Source organism: Streptomyces sp. NPDC021096 (genome assembly GCF_040641275.1).
In the GTDB taxonomy this organism is placed as follows: Bacteria; Actinomycetota; Actinomycetes; order Streptomycetales; family Streptomycetaceae; genus Streptomyces.
In genome coordinates this window covers 588,403-611,092 of record NZ_JBFADG010000001.1, presented here as the reverse complement: position 1 = coordinate 611,092, position 22,690 = coordinate 588,403, and the positions used below count along the sequence as shown (strand labels likewise).

The 22,690-nt window shown below is 68.9% G+C and carries 18 protein-coding genes and 2 pseudogenes; 16 read left to right on the top strand and 4 right to left on the bottom strand.

What is annotated here, in order from left to right; all coding sequences use genetic code 11:
• Positions 1–249: 249 nt before the first annotated feature.
• Both AB0G59_RS02840 and lysA read left to right on the top strand, forming a co-directional pair.
• Entirely contained in the window at positions 250–651 is a 402-nt protein-coding gene (locus AB0G59_RS02840) for an SAV_915 family protein (protein WP_360907253.1), read from the top strand.
• 44 nt (positions 652–695) lie between these two features.
• Positions 696–2,036: a diaminopimelate decarboxylase gene (gene lysA, locus AB0G59_RS02835; RefSeq protein WP_360907576.1), complete on the top strand. Its 1,341-nt coding sequence runs from the start codon at positions 696–698 to the stop codon at positions 2,034–2,036.
• Between the two features lie 307 nt (positions 2,037–2,343).
• On the opposite strand, the gene AB0G59_RS02830 is transcribed toward lysA, so the two are convergent.
• The gene (locus AB0G59_RS02830) at positions 2,344–2,820 is read right to left on the bottom strand and encodes a DUF1453 domain-containing protein (protein WP_360907251.1); all 477 of its coding nucleotides are present in this window, start codon (positions 2,818–2,820) and stop codon (positions 2,344–2,346) included.
• A gap of 65 nt (positions 2,821–2,885) precedes the next feature.
• On the opposite strand from AB0G59_RS02830, the gene AB0G59_RS02825 reads away from it, so the two are divergent.
• Positions 2,886–3,512 carry a TetR family transcriptional regulator C-terminal domain-containing protein gene (locus AB0G59_RS02825; RefSeq protein ID WP_360907249.1) on the top strand — a complete coding sequence of 209 codons (627 nt, stop codon included), beginning with the start codon at positions 2,886–2,888 and terminating at the stop codon, positions 3,510–3,512.
• An 86-nt stretch (positions 3,513–3,598) separates the two neighbouring features.
• Here the strand turns inward: AB0G59_RS02825 and AB0G59_RS02820 are convergent, their stop codons facing one another.
• Entirely contained in the window at positions 3,599–4,717 is a 1,119-nt protein-coding gene (locus AB0G59_RS02820; RefSeq protein ID WP_360907247.1) for a winged helix DNA-binding domain-containing protein, read from the bottom strand.
• A gap of 112 nt (positions 4,718–4,829) precedes the next feature.
• Between AB0G59_RS02820 and AB0G59_RS02815 the strand changes: the two genes are divergently transcribed.
• The 3 genes from AB0G59_RS02815 to AB0G59_RS02805 all read left to right on the top strand — a co-directional run bounded on the left by AB0G59_RS02815 (position 4,830) and on the right by AB0G59_RS02805 (position 8,895).
• Positions 4,830–5,996 carry a magnesium and cobalt transport protein CorA gene (locus tag AB0G59_RS02815; RefSeq protein ID WP_360907245.1) on the top strand — a complete coding sequence of 389 codons (1,167 nt, stop codon included), beginning with the start codon at positions 4,830–4,832 and terminating at the stop codon, positions 5,994–5,996.
• A 491-nt stretch (positions 5,997–6,487) separates the two neighbouring features.
• Positions 6,488–7,996, top strand: a complete 1,509-nt coding sequence (locus tag AB0G59_RS02810; RefSeq protein WP_360907243.1) for an AAA family ATPase — start codon at positions 6,488–6,490, stop codon at positions 7,994–7,996.
• Positions 7,996–8,895, top strand: a complete 900-nt coding sequence (locus AB0G59_RS02805) for a hypothetical protein (RefSeq protein ID WP_360907241.1) — start codon at positions 7,996–7,998, stop codon at positions 8,893–8,895. Before AB0G59_RS02810 ends, AB0G59_RS02805 begins: the two co-directional genes overlap by 1 nt.
• A gap of 23 nt (positions 8,896–8,918) precedes the next feature.
• On the opposite strand, the pseudogene AB0G59_RS02800 reads toward AB0G59_RS02805, so the two are convergent.
• Together AB0G59_RS02800 and AB0G59_RS02795 are read right to left on the bottom strand one after the other, a co-directional pair.
• Positions 8,919–9,065 (bottom strand): annotated as a pseudogene (locus tag AB0G59_RS02800) (IS5/IS1182 family transposase); the annotation flags it as partial.
• Positions 9,066–9,236: 171 nt separating this feature from the next.
• Positions 9,237–9,557: pseudogene (locus AB0G59_RS02795) on the bottom strand (tyrosine-type recombinase/integrase); the annotation flags it as partial.
• A gap of 358 nt (positions 9,558–9,915) precedes the next feature.
• Here AB0G59_RS02795 and mobC point away from each other — a divergent pair.
• The 10 genes from mobC (at position 9,916) to AB0G59_RS02745 (ending at position 22,500) form a co-directional block, all read left to right on the top strand.
• Positions 9,916–10,572 (top strand): plasmid mobilization relaxosome protein MobC, encoded by a 657-nt coding sequence (mobC, locus tag AB0G59_RS02790; RefSeq protein ID WP_360907239.1) that lies wholly within the window; start codon positions 9,916–9,918, stop codon positions 10,570–10,572.
• Positions 10,572–12,257, top strand: coding sequence for a relaxase/mobilization nuclease domain-containing protein (locus tag AB0G59_RS02785; RefSeq protein WP_360907237.1), 1,686 nt, complete (start codon positions 10,572–10,574; stop codon positions 12,255–12,257). Before mobC ends, AB0G59_RS02785 begins: the two co-directional genes overlap by 1 nt.
• A gap of 188 nt (positions 12,258–12,445) precedes the next feature.
• Positions 12,446–13,675, top strand: coding sequence for a helix-turn-helix transcriptional regulator (locus AB0G59_RS02780; protein ID WP_360907235.1), 1,230 nt, complete (start codon positions 12,446–12,448; stop codon positions 13,673–13,675).
• Between the two features lie 56 nt (positions 13,676–13,731).
• The gene (locus tag AB0G59_RS02775) at positions 13,732–14,172 is read left to right on the top strand and encodes a hypothetical protein (RefSeq protein WP_360907233.1); all 441 of its coding nucleotides are present in this window, start codon (positions 13,732–13,734) and stop codon (positions 14,170–14,172) included.
• Positions 14,173–14,623: 451 nt separating this feature from the next.
• Positions 14,624–15,856, top strand: coding sequence for a hypothetical protein (locus AB0G59_RS02770; RefSeq protein WP_360907231.1), 1,233 nt, complete (start codon positions 14,624–14,626; stop codon positions 15,854–15,856).
• Between the two features lie 104 nt (positions 15,857–15,960).
• On the top strand, positions 15,961–17,283 hold the full coding sequence (locus tag AB0G59_RS02765; RefSeq protein ID WP_360907229.1) for a UDP-glucose/GDP-mannose dehydrogenase family protein: 1,323 nt from the start codon (positions 15,961–15,963) through the stop codon (positions 17,281–17,283).
• A 49-nt stretch (positions 17,284–17,332) separates the two neighbouring features.
• Entirely contained in the window at positions 17,333–17,662 is a 330-nt protein-coding gene (locus AB0G59_RS02760) for a MazG-like family protein (RefSeq protein ID WP_360907227.1), read from the top strand.
• Between the two features lie 103 nt (positions 17,663–17,765).
• A complete protein-coding gene (locus tag AB0G59_RS02755; RefSeq protein ID WP_360907225.1) occupies positions 17,766–18,236 on the top strand; it encodes an NUDIX hydrolase in 471 nt (156 codons plus the stop codon).
• Between the two features lie 358 nt (positions 18,237–18,594).
• Entirely contained in the window at positions 18,595–19,080 is a 486-nt protein-coding gene (locus AB0G59_RS02750) for a hypothetical protein (RefSeq protein WP_360907223.1), read from the top strand.
• A 234-nt stretch (positions 19,081–19,314) separates the two neighbouring features.
• Positions 19,315–22,500: a CHAT domain-containing protein gene (locus AB0G59_RS02745; RefSeq protein ID WP_360907220.1), complete on the top strand. Its 3,186-nt coding sequence runs from the start codon at positions 19,315–19,317 to the stop codon at positions 22,498–22,500.
• The last annotated feature ends 190 nt before the right edge of the window (positions 22,501–22,690 follow it).

Below are 22,690 nucleotides of genomic sequence, written 5' to 3'. Positions count from 1 at the left end.
GCGGGCAGCGGGCAGCGGGCAGCGGGCAGCGGGCAGCGGGCAGCGGGCAGCGGGCAGCGGGCAGCGGGCAGCGGGCAGCGGGCAGCGGGCAGCGGCGTCAACGAGCCGTCAAGGGACCGCCGGGAGGGGTCAACGTGCTGTCAATGAGGCGCTTGTGCGGGCGTGCACCGGGCATAGCGTGACCGACGCACCTCGCGACACCGCACCGACGCACCTCCTCCCGACACCTCACCAAGGACCGTCATGCATGTGAGCCGTACCCCCGCCGAGGCGGCCGCCGTGGCCGCAGTCGCCCGCCCCGCCGCTCCCGCGAGCACCGAGAGTCATCCGGCCGACGACGGAGAGCCGTCCCATCCTGACCGGGAGGAACCGCTGTACGTGCCCGTGCGGCCCTGCCCCGGCGGCTTCTCCCTGCGCGTCTACCGCACCCCGCTCGACACCCGTACGGTCGTCGCCTTCACCAGCCGGCGACGGCTCGCCGACTGCCTGGGCCAGGCCGTCCCCTCGGTGCGCCTCGCCCTGCCCGCCGTGCGGTCCCTGGCCGCACCGCTCGGCGTCACGCTGGTGTCCGTCGACCCGCAGCTGACGGCGCCGCCCGTGCGGCCCGCTCCCGAGGACACCGTGCCCCTCCTGCCGACGTTCCCCGGCTGACTCCTCGCACCCGTTCATTCCCTCGAAGGAGATCATCCGTGTCCCTGCCCCTGGCCCCCGTCGCCCTCCCGCCGCTGCCCGGGGAGCCCTCGTCCGCCCCGGTCTGGCCCGCCTCCACCCGCACCCTGCCCTCGGGCGACCTGGCCGTCGGCGGCGTCGCCCTCGGAGAGCTCGCCGACCGCTTCGGCACGCCCTCCTACGTCCTGGACGAGGACGAGGTCCGGGCCAGGGCCAGGGCCTGGCGCACCGCCCTGCCGGACGCCGACGTCGCCTACGCCGGCAAGGCGTTCCTCTCCCGCGCGATGATCCGCTGGATCGAGGAGGAGGGGCTCTCGCTCGACGTCTGCTCGGCGGGCGAGCTGGAACTCGCCGCGCACGCGGGCTTCCCCGCCGAGCGCATCGTCCTGCACGGCAACGCCAAGAGCCCCGAGGACCTGCGCACCGCGCTGCGGCTCGGGGTGGGCAGGATCGTGCTCGACAGCACCGGCGAGATAGCCCGCCTCGCGGCCCTGGTGCCGCCGGGCGCCCGCCAGCGGGTGCTGGTGCGCGTGGTGCCGGGAGTCGAGGCCGGCGCGCACGCGGCGGTGCGGACCGGGGTCGAGGGGCAGAAGTTCGGACTGCCGATCGCGGGCGGCGAGGCGGAGGACGCGGTGGCCCGCGTCCTGGGCCAGCCCCGCCTCGAACTCATGGGCCTGCACTGCCACCTCGGCTCCCAGATCGCTTCCGTGGAGCCGTACGTGACCGCCGTGCGGCGCCTGGTGTCCCTGCTGGGCCGCCTCCGCGACGTACACGGCGTGACGTTCCCCGAACTCGGCCTGGGCGGCGGCTTCGCCATCGCCTACCGCGACGGCGACGCCGCCCTGGACCCGTACGCCTACGCCGACCGGGTCAGCAGCGAGCTGTCCCTGCGGTGCGCCCACGCCGATCTGCCGGTCCCCCGGCTCGCGGTCGAGCCGGGCCGCTGGATCGCGGGCCCGTCGGGGGTGGCGCTGTACCGCGTGCTGGCGGTGAAGTCCACGGGGAGCCGGGTCTTCGTGGCCGTCGACGGCGGCATGAGCGACAACCCCCGCCCGGCGCTGTACGGCGTGCGCTACACGGTCCGGCTGGTGGGCCGCGCCTCCGCGGTGCCCGAGCGGCGGGTGACCGTGGTGGGCCGCCACTGCGAGGCGGGCGACGTACTGGCGGAGGACGTGCCCCTGCCGGGTGACATCCGCCCGGGTGACGTCCTGGCGGTCCCGGCGTCGGGGGCGTACCACCTGTCGATGGCCTCGGCCTACAACCTCGTGGGCCGCCCCCCGGTAACCGCCGTAACGTCCGGCCGAGCCCGCCTCCTCATCCGCCGGGAGACCTTGGCGGACTTGCGGAGCCGGGACGTGGGCGAGTGAGAGCGGTAACGGGCCGCCCCGTCCGCCACCACCGCAGCCCGCCCGGCGCACCACCGAGCCCGTCCGGCGCGCCACTGAGCCCGTCCGGCGATTGAGGACGTGACGTTACCCACCCAACCCGTCCGGCGCGCTCAATCCCAGCCCGCCCGGTCCGCCCAAACCCAACCCGCCCGGTCCGCCCAAACCCAACCCGTCCCGGCGCGCCCAAACCCAGCCCGTCCGGCGATTGAGGACAAGAAATGGTGAAAGGGCGGGGCAGGGGCAAACTCCCCCCACCCACACCACCGGCACACGCCAGGAAACGCCGTCACCCCGACCGCTCCGGTGCAAACGGCACCCCACTCACCATCCCCCGCCGCCCGATCACCAGCGCCTCACCGAGGAACCCCACCCCGATGGACAGCTGCATCGGCCGCGCCTCCTCGTGCATGCCCATCTTGGCCGCGAGGAGACCGAAGCCCCCCATGACGACCACCGAGACGACCAGGACGAGAAACGTGCGGCCGGTATAGCGCTGCCACAACACCCCCTGCTTCTCGAAGACCTGGACGGTCCGCCCTCTCACGGCTCCGAGCGCGAGGCCCAGGACGGCGCCCGTCACGGTCCACGCGATGTCGGCGCCGTTGAGGCGCTGCGCGTGGGACAGCGCCAGGACGCCCAGGCCGGTCAGGACGAGCGGCGTCACGAACAGGTCGCGCGCCTTGAGCGGTTCACCAATCAGCCGCTTGATCACGACGGCGACGACGCCCACCGCGATGAGGCCGGCCAGCAGCCAGACGTTCACTCCCACCCCTTAAATAGCTCGGTCGTGCTAAATCGAATTTAGCCCGACCGTGCTATAACGGCAACATGCCGAAGATCGTCGACCGCGAGGCCCGCCGCCAGGCGGTGGCCGACGCGGTGTTGCGGGTGGCCGGCCGGAACGGCCTGGAGAACGCGTCGCTGCGCAACGTCGCGGAGGAGGCGGGCCTGGCCATCGGCTCGGTCCGCCACTACTTCACCGACCACGGCGAGATGCTGCTCTTCGCCATGGACGAGCTGGCCGACCGCATCGAGCGGCGCGTCCGCGCGCACGCCACCGTCCTCCTGGACCCGGCGACCGACGACGCGGACCGCCGCACGGGCACCGAGGAGCTGCTGGCCGAGTTCCTGCCGCTCGACGGCGCCCGTCACGAAGAGTCCGCGCTCTGGCTGGCCTTCACCACCGCCGCCCGTACGCGTCCCGAACTGCGGCCCCGCGCGGCGCAGGTGCACCGGGGCATGCGGGAGCTGCTCACCCGCGTACTGAGCGAGGCACGACAGGCGGGCGGCCTGGCCGAGGACCTCGACATCGCGGCGGAGACGCTGCGGCTGTCGGCCCTGCTCGACGGCCTCGCCCTGCAGGCCGTCCTGCAGGGGCCGGCCGAGGTGCCGCCGCGCGCCATGCGGCAGGTGCTGCGCCGGCACCTGGACTCCCTGCGCCCGGGAGAACGGTGATGGTGGCCCGGAGGCCGGGAGACCGGTGACCCCGGACGCCGGGAAACCGGTGAACCCGGTGAACCCGGCGGCCGGAGAACCGCCCCCTACGTGACGGCCCCGAACCGCACCTCGCACTCCGCCCCCGGCGCGGCCATCGCCAGCACCCCCGCGGCCTCCTCCCGCACTGCCTCCCGCTCGGCACCGGAGATCCGCCGGAAGGGCTCCACCGTCACCGTGGCCACCGCGTCCCGCGCCGTCTCCATGCGCCATATGCCCGCGACGAAGCCGTCCAGCAGGAGGGCGCGGTTGGCCCGGTTGACGCGCCAGAGGCGCCGCAGGTCCTCGGGCGAGACGACACGGCTCCGGTCGGCGTGCGAGAGGGTGAGGTTGTCGAACTCCGGAAGGAGGCGGGCCGGGGCCGGGGTGCCGGGATCGGGCAGCGGGCCGTCCACGACGTCGAAGAGCTCCACCCCCTGTTCGTCCCGGAACGTGCGCAGGCGGGGCCGCAGGCCCTCGACCCGCTCGCGGAGGCGGGTCAGCCCGCACCAGGTCTGCATGTCCTTGACGGAGGCTGGGCCGAACGCCCCCAGATAGCGCAGCAGCACGGCATCCAGGTCGGGCGCCGGATCCACCTCCGCGCCGAGCCACGCCTCCACGGTCGTATGGGCGGCCGGACCGCTGCGCCCCCACAGCGCCCGCGGAGGCACCTGGACCAGCGGCAACAGGGTCCGGGCGGCCATGGCCAGGTCCTGCGGAGCACTGCCGGGCCACTCCTCGGCCAGCGCCTGCCCCAGCGCGTGGAAGGTGTACGGGCGCTCGGCGACCAGCTCCCGGGCCCGGCCGGCCACCCGGCCCAGGTCCACCTCCGTCAGGCGCTTGCCGTGGTTGCCGCGGAACGCCCGCTCGTGCACGGGCTGGGACAACGGGCGCAGAACGCGGCAGTCGCGGGCGCTGACCAGGTGAATGGTGGAGCGCATCACCGCGATGCGCACCGCCGCGCGCGAGGCGAGCAGACCGGAGAGCTCCTCGGGGTCGAAGCCCTCAAGGCGGGCGGCGAGGGCGTAATAGGGGTCCATCGGGGCCTGGGCCTGGAGCCCCACCAGATGCTCGACCGCGTCGAGGGCCGGCAGCGCGGCACGGCGCAGGAGCAGCTGGCGTTCCAGCAGGGCGCGGTTGAGCGCGCGCCGGGTCAGGACGGGCGCGGCCGCCCGGTTTCCGGTCATGTGCCTACGGTAAGGCGGACCACTGACAGCGCCCCCGACCTCCCCCGGAGGTTGGATTTGAGGCCGTATATCCTGTTTTTCGGCCCAGTGACCAGCGAGAGGGAAGAGAAAAATGCCCGAGCGCCCTCCGCGCCACCGGTCCACGCCCAGGAAACACTCCTGGCTGCGCCCCCCGAACGGCCGTACGACACCCCCGGACACTCCCCCGGCCCCCGCCGCCGGCGCCGACGACGGCACCCTCGAACCGAATGGCGGCCAGGGCAGCATCGTCCACGCCGCCGTCTACCGCGACGGCCACCGCGTAGCCACCCCGGACTCCCTTGCCGAAACGTACCGGCAGCTGCGCGAGCAGCCCGAGAGCATGGCCTGGATCGGCCTCTACCGGCCCACCGAAGAAGAACTGGTCTCCCTCGCCGATGAGTTCGACCTCCACCAACTGGCCGTCGAGGACGCCCTGGAAGCCCACCAGCGCCCCAAGCTCGAGCGCTACGGCGACACCCTCTTCGTCGTCCTGCGCGCCGCCCGCTACCTGGACGCGCCCGAAGAAGTCGACTTCGGCGAACTCCACGTCTTCGTCGGCCCCGACTTCGTCATCACCGTCCGCCACGGCGCCGCCCCGGACCTCTCGGCCGTCCGCCGCCGCATGGAGGCCACCCCGGAGCTCCTCGCCCTCGGCCCGGAGGCCGTGCTCTACGCCATCCTCGACGCGGTCGTCGACGGCTACGCCCCCGTCGTCGCGGGCGTCCAGAACGACATCGACGAAATCGAGACCGAGGTCTTCGGCGGCGACCCCGCCGTCTCCCGCCGCATCTACGAACTAGCCCGCGAAATGGTCGAGTTCCAGCGCGCCACCCGCCCCCTGGTGGGCATGCTCCACGGCCTGATGGCCGGCTTCACCAAATACGGCACCGACGACGAACTCCAGCGCTACCTCCGCGACGTCGCCGACCACGTCACCCACACCAGCGAACGCGTCGACGGCTTCCGCTCCGCCCTAGCCGACATCCTCGCCGTCAACGCCACGCTCGTCACCCAACAACAGAACGCGGAAATGCGCGCCCTGGCGGAGGCCGGCTTCGAACAGAACGAGGAGATCAAGAAGATCTCGTCGTGGGCGGCCATCCTGTTCGCCCCCACGCTGGTGGGAACGATCTACGGCATGAACTTCGACAACATGCCGGAGCTGCACTGGGCGGGCGGGTATCCGTTCGCGATTGTGCTGATGGCGGTGGTGTGTACGAGCCTGTACTTCGTCTTCAAGCGGCGGGACTGGCTGTAGACAGCAGACCTGATCCATTAATCAACTTCGCAACCGCGAATATCTCCAGAGGGCTGTTTCGAGGCTCTGGGGAGAATCTGGGGAGAATGCGCGGCGCTGGGGAGCGAGCCGCCATGCCCCTCATCTGCTGTTCCACACCTCTCGCACTACTCGACTCCGACCACCCCGCCGCCGCAGCCCGTAACTGAGAGTGTCAGCCAACCCCGGGCGGGCAACTGCCCCGAATACTGTTGACTTCTCCACGGGGCACCACACGCACCGCCAGGTACGCCGCAGGTACAACGTGCTACAGCGAAGCTCATGAGGACTGCGTGGTGGCGCACGGAACGACCGCGCCGCCTACGAGCGAGCTCTCGCCGGCACGACCCGCAGCACTGGGCCGAGGGGCGGTGTCACCGTGCAGCTCGGCCTGCCCAGTCTGCTGATCCATGCTTCTGTCCGGTCGGAGGAACCCACCCCTACATCAGGAGCGTGTTCGGTAATGTGACGCGGTGTACTTCACTACGGCGCCCAACGCGCGGGAATCAGCGCGTACTCGTCCAGGCATAGCGTGGCTTGGAAGCGACAACTGGGATGACTACGGGTTCAAGACGGTCTTCGATTTGCGTTGCTACAACGGTACCCGCAGCGTCAACGTCGGTGCAGTGAAGATCGGCTCCTTCGGCATGGAGACCGGCCGGACTTCCCTGCCCGAGCGCTTCGAAGCTCTTGAGCCAGGGTTTTTCTCCCTGGGGGTCGATGAGAGCTACTACGCCATGCTCCGTGACGAGTTCGACGACGAAACGCGCCTGGCCATCTTCTCCGGTCTGCGCGATGTCGCCTACGACGCCGAGCTCTTCGAACAAGCCCGCAACGAACCCGTCATGCGGGAATCACTGCTGCGCGGCACCGATGCCGATACGGTCTGTACGCAGTACCGCAGGATCAGCCAGGGCGGGCCCACACTCTCACGCTTCCACGTCCGCTACCGGCAGGAGGCGCTGTCCGGAAGCGCCCCGGCAGTCGTCATCGAACTGACGGTAGACCCCGGCAAGAACCCTCCCAGCAACATCCATGCTGTCATCGGAAGCAACGGGGTAGGTAAGACACGCCTGCTGCACAACATCGCCCAGACCACACTCGCCTCACGCGGCAGGCGACGCCAAAGCTCGCTAGAGGACAGGCTCGACCACCGCCAGTATCCCTTCGTCAACGTCGTGTACGTATCGTTCAGTGCTTTCGACTCGCAGGGCCCGCACCAGGTCAGCAAAGCGGTCAACCAGGTCAGTGACCGCGTCGACTACCAGTACGTCGGCCTGAAAACGGCCGATGGTGCGGGAGTGAAGAGCTACGTGGCCCTGGGCTCCGAGTTCGCCGAGTGCGTACAGAGGTGCGTGGAGGATCACCCCGCGAAGGCTCGCCGCTGGAGCGGCGTCCTGGCCAAGCTCGAAGAGACGGATCCCCTCTTCCATGACCTGGAGATCACGCGGCTCGCACGCGCCCGGAGCCAACCGGACCCTGAGCAGGTCTTCGACGGGCTCAGCTCAGGACACAAGATTGTCCTGCTGACCCTGGCCCGGCTGGTACAGCACACCACCGAACGCACCCTCGTCCTGATCGACGAACCGGAGGCTCACCTCCACCCCCCGTTGCTGTCGACGTTCGTGCGAACCCTGTCCGAACTGCTGAGAGACCGCAACGGCATCGCGCTCATCGCCACGCACTCGCCCGTGGTACTCCAGGAGACGCCCCGTGAGGCAGTCTGGGCCCTGCGCAGGGCGGGCGATGATCTGCGCGTCGATCACCCCGAAATCGAGACGTTCGGCGAGAACGTCGGAGTGATCACCCGGGAAATCTTCGGATTGGAGGTGCGCCGCACAGGGTTCAACCGACTGATCCAGTCGCTCGCCGATGGCGGCATGTCATTCGAAGACATTCTCGACGAATTCGATGACCAACTGGGTGCCGAGGGGCGAGCACTGGCTCGCTCCGCGACCCGCCGCCGCGAAGGCGAGCGCTGATGCGCCGACTCGACCCTCCCCAGATCGGAACGCGAGATGCGTTCCGCATGTGCATCAGCGCGAACATCAGCCCGCGGATGCGGACTCTGCTCAGCGAATATGAGGAAAGAGTTGTGACCGCCGCCGAGGCGTATGAGCAGGCGTGCCGCACTTCCACGCTTCACCACATGCGTCCTGCCGCGTTCGCTCCCCTTCCGTTCAAGAAGCATGACAGGGACGCCCTGATAGCCATGTACGAACGGCGGATGGGGCCGCATCATCCTGGCCGTCCTGTGTACGAAGAGGCCCGCAACCGCAAGACCAAGTGCCCCATGTGTGGTGTCGGTGCAGTGCGCCAGGTCGATCACCACATGCCCAAGTCGATCTACCCCTACCTTGCCGCCGTACCGATCAACTTGCTGCCCATCTGCTCGGACTGCAACTTCGAGAAGAAGGACCGTGCACCGACCTGCTATGCGGAACAGACCCTCCACCCCTATTTCGATGACATCGACGAGGACCGATGGCTGAGGGCGCGGCTCATAACCCGCTCGGCTGATGGCCGGGCCTATCAAGCAAAGCCCCTGGACAGCCCGGCAAGCTGGGTGATCGAGTTCTACGTGGATCCGCCCATCTCATGGGATGCGAAGCTCGCGGAGCGCGTCAGATACCACTTCGAGACCTTCAAGCTTGCCCCGCTGTTTGAGGACCAGGCCGCCGACGATCTGCCGGGCATCGGGCTGTCGATCGAGGAAGCCTTCCAGGCTGGCGGGCCACCAGACGTCCGTGAGCACATGGAGGGAATCGCACGCTCACGTGCACGCCTGCACAAGAATTCTTGGATGGTTGCCCTGTATGAAGCGCTCGCTGCCCACGACTGGTTCTGCAGCGGGGGCTTCCGCCAGGTAGCGGTCGGCTAAAGGTTTCCCGTATGGGGCGTGAGTTATCCGGTGAGGGCCATGTTGCCTAACCGGGCAATGCCCAACATGGCTTGGTGAACGCCGTGGCCCTTGAGGCGGCAGCCACTTAGGATCTTCCAGCTCTTCAGTCGGGACAGAGCGTGCCCGACCCGTCCTCAGAGCCGGCGATGGTCAGCATTAGGGTTTTACTGGGCTGCGGCTGCTTGATGCACGACCTGGCGTGCTTGCCGGCCAGATGCGGCGTACTCCTGGCACGTTCGGCGCAAGGGCTTCGCTGGCTGACTGCCTCGAGTCGACACAGTAGAACGGGTGGCACAGCACGTGCTGTGCCACCCGTTCTCTCACGCAGCGACAAAATTCTCTGGTGCGCATTCAGGAACGGCACCGAGCAACGCATCGACGGCTGCGCGTCCCTTACCGCCAGCTTCCGGCATGAAGTGGGCGTAGTGGTCGAGGGTGATGGTCGGGCTGGAGTGGCCGAGCCATCGGGCGAGGGTGACGACGGACTCACCGGCTTCGAGGATGACCGAGGCGTAGGTGTGCCGGAGGACGTGGAAGCCGTCCTTGCGGGAAGCCTTCCAGCGCTTCCCCTTCTCCCGCATGGGGATGACGTCGGCCTTCGCGAGGGCGGGCTTCCACACCTCATCGTTGAAGATGTCAGCGATGTGACTGCGGATGCCACCGATCAGGTGACCCAACCCAAAAAGCGGCCCGCCGGACGGCCCGGCCCGCGGCCGAGCACCACGCTGGAACAGGCCATCGAGATCGGCCGCACCGCACCGCTGGGACGCGGCGGCCGCGCATCCCGCCGCCACATCGAGAAGGCCATCCGCGACAAGGGCCTCCGCATCGGCCGTGAACGCCTGGACGAGACCAAGGATTTCCTCCAGGACGAACTCGACCGAGCCCAGGCCGACGCCGCATAGCCCGGCCCGGTCCGCAAGCTCCACCGTTCGCCCCAGGGACTCCTGGGGCGAACCCCGCTTCCCTCCCCCCAGCCCACCGCCAGAAGGCCCGACGATGCGCAAACAGCACAGCCTTGCCCTCTCCCCCACCACCCGACCGGAGACGCCCGCTCACCCAGCCCCGGGCGGAGCAAGGTATGGCGTTGGACCGTCCACAGGCCGGTCCAACGCGAACGCCTCCGCCCCGGGGGCGGCGGAGGACCTCGGGCACCAGGGGGTGCCCGAGGAGGAAACGCCCGTCGACGCCGACGAGCAGTCGCCCGCCATCCCTGCCGTCGAAGCCACGCTGCGTCGCATCGCTCGCCGTCGTACCCGCGAAAACGTCCAGCGCAAAGAGCGTGTCGACGTCCGTTACAGCGTCGACGAGAAGACCCGAATCGTCACCCGCGCCAATGCAATGGACATCGCCAGCGCCCACCTCGTCGGCGCCGTCATCATGGCCTACCTCGACGGCGAACTAGCCGTGGGCCTGACCGGGCAGCGCACCCAGCTCGATGACTGCCTCGACAAGCTCGACGCCCTACGGACCGAGGTGGCCCGCATCGGCACCAACGTCAACCAGATCGCCCACCGTCTCAACGCCGGAGGCGCTCCACACCCTTTGGACACCATCGCCCTCGCCCATACCGAGCGCACCCTGGACGCCGTCCGCGCCGCCATCGGCGACATCGCGCAGGTTATGAACCATGCCGTCTCCGCGAAGGCCGCCTGATGATCGCCAAGATCGGCAGCGGCAAGAGCACTGCTGGCTTGATCCGGTACTTGTTCGATACGAAGACGGCCAAGGACCACACCGACCCGCACCTGGTCGCGTCCTGGGACAGCTTCGCGCCCGACCCCGGCCGCGCCGACGACTTCGAGGCCACGAAGAAGCTCCTCGTGGCGGACCTCGACCTGCGCGTCAAGCAGGCCAGGCGGCTGGGCCGTGCGCCAGAGCGCCATGTGTGGCACTGCTCGGTACGTGCCGCTCCCGGCGACCGGCACCTCACTGACGCCGAGTGGGCGGACATCGCGCGCCGCATTGTGGCGGCCACCGGGGTCGCGCCACAAGGTGACCCCGACGGGTGCCGGTGGGTCGCCGTACGCCACGCCGACGACCACATCCACATCGCTGCTACCAAGGTCCGCGGCGACCTGCGCACCGCCCGCCACTGGAACGACTACCTGAAGGCCGACAAGGAACTCGCCGCCGTCGAGAAGGAATACGGCCTCCAGCAGGTCGTACGAGGTGACCACACCGCAGCCAAGCGCCCCACCCGCGCCGAGACCGAGAAGGCCCGCCGCGCCGGCAAGGACAAAACCTCCCGCGAACGCCTGCGCACCACCGTCCGACAGCTGGTCTCCACCGCCACCAGTCCAGAGGACTTCCTCCGCCTGCTCGACGGCATCGAGGGCGTGCTCGTCGACGTACAGCACTTCCCCTCCGGCGACGTACGCGGGTACAAGGTCGCCATCGAAGGCGATACCAACGCCGCCGGCGAGCCCATCTGGTTCTCCGGCGCCAGACTCGCCCCCGATCTGTCCTTCCCCAAGATCCGCGAACGCCTCACCGTCATCGAGATCCCGCCCACTACCGAGCCGGGCAGCCGGCGCAAGCCCAACCCCTGGCACCAAGCCACTGCCGCGGCCGAGCGCACCCCCCACCACCTCAACTACGGCGACGACGAAGCCGCCCAGGCTCACATCGCGGCCTTCGGCGAGGCCATCGACGTCCTGCCGCTACTCGCCCCCAACCACCTGCGGCCGCAGCTGCAGCAGGCTGCCATCGCCTTCGAACGCGCCACCCGCTCCCGCATCCACGCCCAGCAAGACCAAGCCCGCGCCCTCCGGGGCGCCGTCCGGGCCCTGCGCGGCGCACCGGTCACCGGCGACACGTCCGGGCTGGCGATGTTCCTCGACATCGCCGTCCTAGTCGTCATCGCGATAGCCCGCTGGCACCAGGCCCGCCGGCACGACCAGCAGGTCGCCGCCGCGCACCAGAGCCTGGCCCATCTCCAGGCCGCCTACCAACAAGCCGCTGCTCAGCCGCTGGCCACCCTGGCCCAGAGCAACCCTCCAGCCCGCACCGTGGAACGGCACGCCCAGCGAATCCTCATAGCCGTGCCCGACTACGCCCAACAGGTCCTCGACGCCCCCGCCTGGCCGGCACTGGCCGCCGCCCTGACCGAAGCCGAGAACGCCGGCCAGGACCCCGAGCAACTCCTCCAGCACGCCGCACGCCTGCGCATCCTGGACGACGCCCGCTCCATCGCCGGGACCCTCACCTGGCGCATCCAACGCCTCGCCACCAGACGGGCCCCCGGCGACCGAGCACGAGCTGCCCAAGCCCGCACGACCGCGACAGCGCGACCGGCACAACCCGGCCATGCCCATGTGGCACCTGCCCGGCACCGGTGATCCCAGCGCTGATGGCCTCGCGGAAGCAACACCGCGCCGACCTCGGTGACTCTGGGCTTGACCCTGACGAGTTCGCCTCCGCCCTGGCATAGGTACCGTTCTGATGGAGACGCCTGAACGGACGGAGGCACCATGCCCTGCCGAACGACTGATCCAAGCCGACCCATCAGCAGTTCGGGGGTGCACTGATGCTGCAAGAAGCCGAGGAAATTGGTCGCCGAGCCCGTCGTGCCCGCCTCCGCCTGGGCATGCCGCAGGCCGACCTTGCCACCGCTCTGGGCAAGTCGCAGGGCTGGGTCTCGAAGATGGAGCGCGGCCTGATCGAGCTGGACAGGGTCGGCGTTCTGAACCTGCTGGCAGCCGAGTTGCACGTCCACCCCAATGATCTGATCGGCCGCCCGTACACCAGCTCCCCCGACGAGAACCAGTGGCAGGTTGCCGCGTCCTCGATCCTGCGGGAACTGCGTCGCTACGACCTCGCCCCCGTGTTCGACGGCACCCCGCGTCCAGCGGCGAAGCTTTGGCGGGAGATGACGCGGCTGCACCGACTGCGAGACGCCGCCGCGAACGTGGCCATCCTGCGCGTCCTGCCGGACCTGCTCCGCGAGTCACGCGCACTCGCCGAGGTGACCACCGGCCACGAGCGGGAGGAGGCTTACTCGATCTACGCGGTGTGTTGCAAGTTCGCACACACCGCCACCCACGCTCTGGGCCACCCCGAGCTGGTCGCCATGGCCTGCGAGCGGGCCGCCTGGTCCGCACGGCTGTCCGGCGACCCGGTCCTGCCCGCGGTCGCCGACTGGATGCGGGTCTGGGACATGTGGGCGAGCGCGGACTGGGAAGACGCCATCGTCCTGTCCGACAAGGCCATCAGCACTCTTCAGCAGGACTACGAGCGTGGCGAGCCGTTGGCCCTGCGGGCATGGGGGACGCTCCAGCTCCGTGCCGCGGTCTCCGCAGCACGAGGCGGCCGGGCAGCGGAGGCGGAAGACCGCATAGGTCTAGCCAGGACGGCGGCCGACCGCATGGACGAGTACACCGGGCCTCCGGTGTACGACAGGCACTCGCTGACGTTCTCGCCCGGCAACGTCCAGATCCACGCCATCAGCGTGGCTCTGGAGATGGGACAGCAGCGGAAGGCCCTGACGATAAACCACCGCACCAGCCCGGAGCTGGTCGCTTCCATGCCCAACTCGCGTCAGGGGCACCACCACATGGACCTCGCGCGAGCCTGGCTATGGGATGGGCGCCGCGACAAGGCACTGGGCGAACTGGAGACGGCGGAGCGAATCGCACCGCAGCTCATCCGTAACCACCCCATCGCCCGCTCCACCCTTCGCAGCATCGTCTACGCCGAGCGAGCGGTCACACGCGAGAAGTTGCGGCACATGTCCGACCGCTTCCACCTGGACGGATGAGGGTCGTATTCCTCGGGCTCATATTAGGCCCCTGAACCGTTCCTAGCGTCAGGGGCATGAGCGGACGACAAACTCTCCATCTTCCTTCGCAGGGAGCCGAGTTAGGCACAACGGCCCCGTTCTCTCCCCAGCTCGGCGACCTCGCCGCCGACACCGCCCGGAACGGCCGAGTCGGCGTCGTCGTCGCCCTCCCCGGCGAAGGCGCCGCGACGTACCACCTGCGCCCACCGGGCGGTGGTCCGGCATGGTCCGCGCCGGCCAACGCCAGCACGTTGGAGCCGGTGCCCGCCAGGCCGACATACGCGACCCTGCTCATCACCGACGCGGTCTACGACCCTCGTGCCAAGCAAGGCTCGGTGGCCATCCTCGTGCACCACGAAGATGGCGGCCGCAGCGAGGCCGCGCTGATCCTCACGCCGACCGACCTTGAGCGCCTGCACGCCCAGACCGGACGCATACTCGCCGACCACGAGCACTCTCGCGGCGGGGCGCCGTGATGCCCCAGGGACGGCACCGCGCGCCGGACCACGGTCCGAGCAGCCCGACTCACCGCGAATCCGGCGGCATCGCCTTGACTGTCCTGGCTCTGCTCGGCCTAGCCGGGCCCGCGTGGGTTCTGCGCGGCCAGGCTGCCGATCTTCTCCCCGCCGAGCGGCCCACGGCCGTCTCCATGCCGGACATCACCGAGCCGGACCCCTAGACCGCTCCGGCCCCGGCCTGGGGCCTGCCCCCGGGTGCCGGAGCACCGGACACCGCCCTGGAGGAGGTGCGGTGAGGAGCCGCCCTCGCTACGGCGGGCTGCCCCGCAGCACAACCCGTACCGCCCGGTGCAAGCCAGCGGCTCGGCTCCGCCGGGCGGAACGGCGCTCGACCCGGCACATGTCGTACGGCATCAGATCGGCCGCCCATCGCTGTGGGCGGGCGGACCATCACCAGGGAGGGAAGCCCGTGGAGACCCCGTACATCGTCGTCGACCAGCTCACCCCGTCGCAGCAGCAGGTGTGGAGCACATACTTCGGCGACGCCGACCGCCCCCGCTACATCGAGGAGGGCATTTGGCGTCGCACCCAGGAGGAAGCCACCGCCGGCCAGTCGGGCTGGAGCGGGGGTGACGACGCCCGTCGCCGACTCATTCACTACCGCTACCGGTACGGTCTGGTGCCGACCACGGCCGCCCCGGCGATCGGCCTGACCGACCTATACCTGTACCACTCCGTGACCGCGCCCGCCGGCGAGATCACCGCGCACGAGGACGCGGTGAGGGCCTCGCTCGCGGTCGGGGGATGGAAGCGCACCCCCGGCGGTGCCTCGTGGATGCGCCAGGACCTCAAGTGCAAGATCACGCAGTTCACACTGCACCCCCAGGACGCCGTGGCCCGCCGCAAGCTCCCGCAGAACTACCGCAGCCTCGATGTCCAGATCACCTCCGCCCAGTACGCCCCGCCGCCAGCCGTGCGGCAACGGCCCTGGGACGTGCTGGCCTCCGGCATCCGGATCAAGGACCAGCGCGGCACACCCACCCTCGTCCCGGACCTGTCCGTCCTCGCTGATCATCTGCCCTTCCAGGTCGAGATCGGCTGCGGCACCTCCGTAGAGGCCGGCATCCCGCCCCTGCACCGCCTCCACGAGATCTACCGCGTCACCGACCGCCAGGGCGACGACCCGCGGGAACACCGCTTCACCCTCTCCCCGACCTCCGACCCGCTTCTGAACGAAGTGCTCACCGAGCCGGAGGAGAAGACGGCCGAGTTCACCGAGATGTTCAAGGCGTGCTTCTTGGCCGAGCCGACACCCGCCATGCACGCACTGAAGGATCTTCACGACGCCGGACACCTGATCGGGCCCGTGATCACCAACAACTTCGACGTGCTGGCAGCCCGCGCCGGCCTGGAGGAGTGCTTCATGCGCCGCTACGACCAGGCCGTACCGGACGTCGAGTGGGTGGACGGCGCGAAGGCCCTGCTCGTCGTCGGTCTGCACGCCGACCGGCGCAAGGTCCAGGCCCGCGCCCGCGAGCGCGGTCTGAAGGTCGTCTACCTCGACCCCGAGGGCTTCTGGCACGACGGCCAGTTCAAGCCCTACCCGCTGGAAGGCCCCCACGACGACGACCTGGTCTGCCGGAAACCGGCCGCGGAGGGGCTGCCGGAACTCGTCAACCTCCTCGCCAAGGCGCCCAACTGACCTACCTGCACGATCAGGTCCGGGCCGGACAGCGGCGCTAGCGTGTCGCCCCTGACCGGCCCGGACCACCGGGCAGGCGAGACAGGGAAAGGAGCGCCGGCACCATGCGCGTATCCGTCATCGGCTGCGGCCACCTGGGCATCCCGCACGCCGCGGCCATGGCCGAGATCGGCCACGAGGTCATCGGCGTGGACCTCGACCAGGCGAAGATCGACCGGCTCAACGCCGGCGAATGCCCCATCTACGAAGAGGGCCTGCCGGACCTGCTGGCCACCCACACCGCCACCGGCCGACTGCGCTTCACCACCGACCTGGCCGAGGCCGCGGCCTTCGCCGACGTCCACTTCCTCGCCGTCGGCACACCGATCGACGCCGACGGCCGCAGCTACGACACCGGCCAGGTCTTCGGCGCGGCCCGCGCACTCGCCCCGCACCTGACCCGCCCCTGCGTGATCATCGGCAAGTCCACCGTCACCGTCGGCACCACCCGCAACCTGGCCACCCTCCTCGCCCGCCTCGCCCCCGCGGGCACCGACGTCGAGGTCGTCTGGAACCCCGAGTTCCTGCGCGAAGGCCACGCCATCGAGGACACTCTCCGCCCCGACCGGATCGTCGCAGGCGTCCCCTCCCCACATGCCGAGGACGTGGTCCGCCAGGTCTACGCCCCGCTGCTGCACAACCAGATCCCCCTGTTCGTCACCGACCCCGCCACCGCCGAACTGATCAAGGGCGCAGCCAATGCCTACCTCGGCATGAAGATCTCCTTCATCAACGGCGTCGCCGACATGTGTGCTGCCGCCGGCGCCGATGTCCAGCAGCTCACGGAGGCCATCGGCCTGGACCCACGTATCGGCCGCGGCGGCCTGAAAGCCGGACCCGGCTACGGCGGAGGCTGCCTGCCAAAGGATGTACGCGCGTTCACCGCCTCCGCCCAGAGCCTCGGCGCCCTCGACGCGGCAACCCTGCTGCGAGCCGCCGAGCAGGTCAACGAATCCCGCCCCGCCGCCGCCCTCGCCCTCATCGAACAGACCCTCGGCCGACCAGCAGCAGGCGCACGCGTCACCGTGTGGGGCGCCTCCTTCAAGGCCGGCACCGACGACGTGCGCGAGTCGCCAGCCCTCGCCGTCGCCGCCCTCATGCACCAGCGCGGCGCGACCGTCACGGTCCACGACCCCCACGCCGTTCCCACCGCACTCGTACGCCACCCCGAACTCGACTACGCGGAAGACCTGGAGGAGTCGGTCAAGGGCGCGGAACTGATCGTCCTGGCCACCGAGTGGCCCCAGTTCCGCGACGCCGACCCCAAGGCACTGTCCGCCCTGGTCGAACAACCGGTCCTCGTGGACCTCCGCAACCTCCTGAACGCCGACACCTGGCGCACAGCCGGATGGACCGTGCGCCAGCTCGGCCGACCCGCACAGCCGTAGGACCCCAGGCCCCACCCCGGGGCCGGGACACACGGATGGGAGATCCGTCATGGACGACCTGTGGGACGACATCGCCAAGCTCTCCGCCGTCTGCCGCGAGGCCGGTGAACACCTCCCGAACGAGGAACTCAAGGCCCTCCAGGTGGGCAAGGTCGCCGAGGAGGCCGGTGAGGCCATGCACGCCCTCCACGGGCTGAAGGGCCTGACCACCTGCGGTGACGCACACAGCTGGTCCGAGGTCCAGAACGACCTCGTCGGCGCCGTCATCGCCGCCCTGCTGGCCATGCACTACATCGACCCCGAAGGCGCCCGCGCGACCTTCGAAGAGATCTTCCACCGCCGTACCCGCAGGGGCCGCGAAGCCGCTGCCGTCGCCTGACCACTCCCCGATCCCCACGCCGGCGGTCGCGTCCCCTCGGGACGCGACCGCCGGTCCGTGTCGTAGACGCTCCTCCCCCACCCGCGGGGTGGACCATGGCGGGATGACCGACACCCAGCTCCAAGCGGAAACGACTGAGGCCGGCACAGGGGTATCCGCGCTGATCACAAACAGCCAGGGCGAATACCTGCTCCACCTCCGCGACGACATCGAAGGCATCTGCTGGCCCGGCTACTGGACACCTGTCGGCGGACGTCCCGAACCGGACGAATCACTGGCCGACACCGTCGCACGCGAGGTAGCGGAGGAGACCGGACTCACCATCCCGCTCGAGGCGTTCACCACCGTCCAGCAGAGGAACGCCGAACGCCTCGGCAAGGGTCCGATCGCCATCTACACCGGCCACTGGGACGGCGACGCCCACGCCCTCCCCCTCACCGAGGGCATCATGCTCCACTGGTTCCCCGTCTCCGTGCTCCCACGACTCCGCGTACCCCCGTGGTGCCGAGAGGCGATCGCCCTCCACCGGAATGCGCGGACGAGCCTACCCGTTTCGGAGGACGCCCGCCCTTGACCGCTGAGGCGGCGGGTGTTCGTGCTGTTCGTGCGCAGTTGTCAATCGTGATGATCGTCTGACACTTGGGCGGTCTATTTTTCCGGTTCCCCTGCCGAGACGTGCGGTGGATTTGTACGCTCTGCCCAGATCTTCCGGGAGGGGGCGGAGCGTGGATGCGCTGGAGCGGTTCACGTGGGGCAGACGGAACTCGATGTGACCAAGCGAGTGGTGCGTCGGCTGCGCGAACAGGTGGCCGCGCAGTGCTGCTGGCGCCACAGCGCGAGAAGGACATCACCGGAAATCCCAATTGGATCCGACCCCAGACCAAAAACTTGGCCAGATGAAGCAACTCTAGATAAGTGAAGGGATCGCAATTTTGACCACGCCGGCACGGGACGATCTGGTAAATGATGTACGCACGCTCTCCGAATCGGAGGCTCTGCGGGCATTGACGGTGCTGGTAGAAGAAAGCGGGCTAGCCACCTTAACCATGGATACGCCTGCAATGGAAACAGGACTAGACGGTGCCACGGACGCGGTGGAGTACATTCCGCCGGTGGGTCATTCTGCCATCACCGAAGGGGGCTTGGCTCGTCTCGCCCTGGAGTACGCTGCAACTCAAGGAGATCGGGATGGCTTGTTGGTTGAGATTCTCGAGTACGCGCGATCCCCAGTTGACCGTTTCGACCCCACAGCCGTCCCGGTCGGCGTACTGATCGTGACGCTCCTTCAAACGGAGGTCCTCGCCAAGCGGCACCCAAGCGGCAAATGGAGTCTGACCGTACATAAACGGGCGCTGCGCGACTCCACACTGGGCCGTCTACTGACGGCACTGCTGTCCCATCTCACCAACGGCAAGTAGCGTGAGGGCCCAGTGACCGTGTCAATGCGAGAGTCGTACTCGTGGCGCTGCGAGGAGTGCGCGCGGCAATGTCAGGTCCCGGTGTGGCGCATCATCGACGCCCGTGAACGCGCCGACGTTCTCGAAGCTTGCGGCACTCCTAGTGCATCGAGCCCGGGCCTATGGTGGGTAAATTGCGTGGGCTGCGGAGCCCTGACGTACATTGAGGCACCACTGTTGGTCCTGCGCCCAGGAGTGACAGCTCCGGCCCTGTACGCGACCTCGATAGCAGAACTCCAGCAGGACCTGCCCATTCCGGCGACGACTCTCATAGAGCAGGCCGAACGCGCTGGAGCATTTCGCAGCGGCTGGTTCGCTGGGCAGGTTATTCCGATGCCCCGTAGACTACTGCCTTTCGCCCTGGCCCGCGATATCGGTCAAGACCTGATGGATATCGAGAGAGCGTGCCGAGAGCTAGTTCGGTATGGGCCATCGACCGTTGCCAATTATCGGACGTTCCTTGAATATGTGGCGGAGGGCTGGGACGAAACGCGGGTCAGGGAACTACTGCGTGCCGTTACGGTATGCATGCCGGACCAGCTCGCCGGACTGGTGCGTGCGCACCCTGAGCTTACCGACGACACCCGGGTGCGCGATGCCGGGCGGGAGGAGCTGCACGCAGTAGCCGGCACCCCATTGGAAACCACACTGCGCATACGCCAGCAGCTCCTAGACGACCTGTGCGGCGGTCAGCTATCGCCAGACGTGGCGATGGGCCGCTATTTCGCATCTCTGGCCGCCTTGGGCAACGACCTGCTGTCGCATTTGCATGCGATGTACGTTGAGGTGCGCGCCACCGATGGCTTGGACGCGATCCCGCTCGCCCGCGAGGCGCTTGAGCTCGCCGAGCAGCTCGGCGAGGAAGAAGTGGGGACAGAACTTGCCGCGAGGCTCGGCGAACGCCTGGTGGTTGCCGTACGCACTGGGACCGACGCCGATCTATCCGAGGCGCTGCGTGCGCTGGAACACGCGCTGGCTCGGCTGCCCGAGGGCAGTCTGCAGTGGGTTGAGGTGGCGAACAACCTCGCTGCTGCCCAGCATCTTCGTGACGATGGCGACCAGTTGGAGTGCTGGCAGACAGCCCGGGATCTGCTGGCCCGTGCCGCTACGCTAGACCGACGCGCCCATCCTGAGTTGTGGGCACGGATCCAGACCAACTACGGGCTGCTGCTCGCCGAACGGCCACGCGGCGGCTCCGCCGATCTCACCTTAGGCATTGGCCACGTCAGGGCCGGGCTGGAGGAACGGTCCCCCGAACGGGACCAAACCGACTGGTCCTACTCAATGCTCAACCTCGGACTACTGCTGTACCGGCGCGCCGAGCCAAACGATGTACGGGAAGCAGAGGAGTGCTACCGGCACGCTTTGCGGCACCTTAACCCTGATGACGATCCCGTGCTGTGGTCACAGCTGCAGTGCAACCTGGCTGACCTACTGATATCCCGCGACCCGGCGGACCCACGCGGCGCTCAGAAAGCAGCCACCGCTGTACTCCAACTGGCCACCCAACGCCCGGGACTCGTCAACACCAGCCGCGTAACGTGGGTCCTGGCCCGAGTCACCGACCTCCTCGACGGACCAGGCAGCGCCGAGAGTCTGCGATTGCGCCGCACGGCCCTGGACGCCACACCACCGCTCGTCTCTCCCTCCCTTCACCTCGCTATCGCCAGGGAAGTGCTCCCCGCCCTCGCCGCAGCCGAGGAATGGGCCAGCGCCGCTGACGTCGCCTCGGACATGCAGACTGCCGTTCAAGCGCTCTACGACGCCCAGGTCACCACTGAGGGGCGCCGGGATGTGCTCGCGCGAGCGGACTGCACCGCCCGCTGGGCCGCCTTCCTACTTGCCCGTGCAGGGCGCACAGAGCACGCGGTCGAGGCAATAGAACGCGGTCTGGCCTGTGAGCTGTCGGTGGTCGCCGGGCGCAACGCGGTGGATTTGGAAAATCTGGAACACGTTGACCCCACAGTGGCTCGCCGCTACCGGCAGGCACGCGAGCGGTACCGGCTCCTTGTCACGGAAGTGCCCGCAGCCCCGCCTGGGGGCCCATCCGCCGGGTTCCCTTCAGTCGCCAGCGCGCAGGCGGTGGCGGAACGTGCCATGCGCACCGTAATCGCAGAGATCCGCGCGAACCCGGGTTTCGAGGACTTCCTGCGCACCACCGAACTGGCAGATATCGTGCGTGCCGCTGGCGGCACGTCACTTGCCTACCTGGTGAACGCGCCGTGGGGCAGCTATGTACTCGTGATCCCCCGGGTGCCGGAAGTGTCCAAAGCGGGCAGCGGCACACCCGGTTGGGTGCCTAGGGCGCCGACCCTACGGGCCATCCACATCCCTGAGGTGAGCAGCACATTGATTGCGCACCTCCTCATCGTGCACCCGGACGACGCTGCCGTGGGACTGCTACTGGCCCAACAAGAAGCCCGGGAATTCAGGCGTCGCGGTCTGCTCCCAGCAGCCCTAAACCGCCTCAGGCCCCTTGGTCCGCTCCTGGAGCCCATCGCCCAACTCCTCGCAGAGGACCCGCTGAACGAGGTCGTCGTCGTACCGACTGGTCTACTGGGGCACGTACCATTGACATCTTTGCCGCTTGGTGCAGAGACAGGCGAGGTGCTCGACGACATTGGGACTCTGATACTCGCACCCTCGGCAGGCGTTTACGCTGCCTCCCGCGCCGCAGCTTCGCGGCCGTCTGTGCCGACGCCCCGTCTGGTGGCCGTCGCCGACCCTGATGGTTCGCTACCTGGCACCCGGAGCGAACTCGCCGAGATCCGAGCTCTGTACGAATCGCTAGGAGAAACCGTCTGTGCGGTGGGGCCCGACGCCACCGTGAGCTGGTTGCTCGACCACCTCGCCGAGGCAACACACCTCCACCTGAGCTGTCATGGCAGTGCGGACATCGTTGGCCAGGGCGGCTCATTGACCCTTGCTGACGGCCACCTGGACATGGATATCCTGGTGCGGCGCCAGCTCCCGCACTGTCGCCTCGCGGTGGCCAGCGCCTGCCAGTCGGGTCGCTACGAGATCATTAAGACACCGGACGAGTTCCTCGGACTCCCAGCCGGCTTCCTTCAAGCGGGGGCGGCCTGCGTGATCACCAGTTTGTGGCCCGTGAACGACATGGCAACCGCCCTTTTGATGACGCGTCTATACGAACTGCTTGCACCTGCCGGTGCCGGCCTCGACGAACACCCAACACACGCATTGCGCCGCTCCAAAGCCTGGTTGCGGCGTCTCACATGGGACGGCCTCGTGCGGTACACCGTCACCCACCCGCACCTGGCGGACCTGAACGAGCGGTACGCCCGGCCCGGGCAGGACCCGGATGAGCTTCCCTTTGCCTCGCCCGTCCACTGGGCAGCGTTCACCGCGTGGGGGGTGTGAGCGAGCGACAACCGCCAGCGGCCCAGCCCGCTCAGTTCCTGAGGGTCGGGCCAAACGCGTCGAGCTTGTAGTGGCCGTAGGAGCTGACGAGCGATCGTCGTGCACTGACCGTCATGGCCGTGTAGCGCCCGGCGACCAGTCCGGAGACGGTTACCGTGGCGCGCGACCACGCTTCGCGGCCGTCGGCACA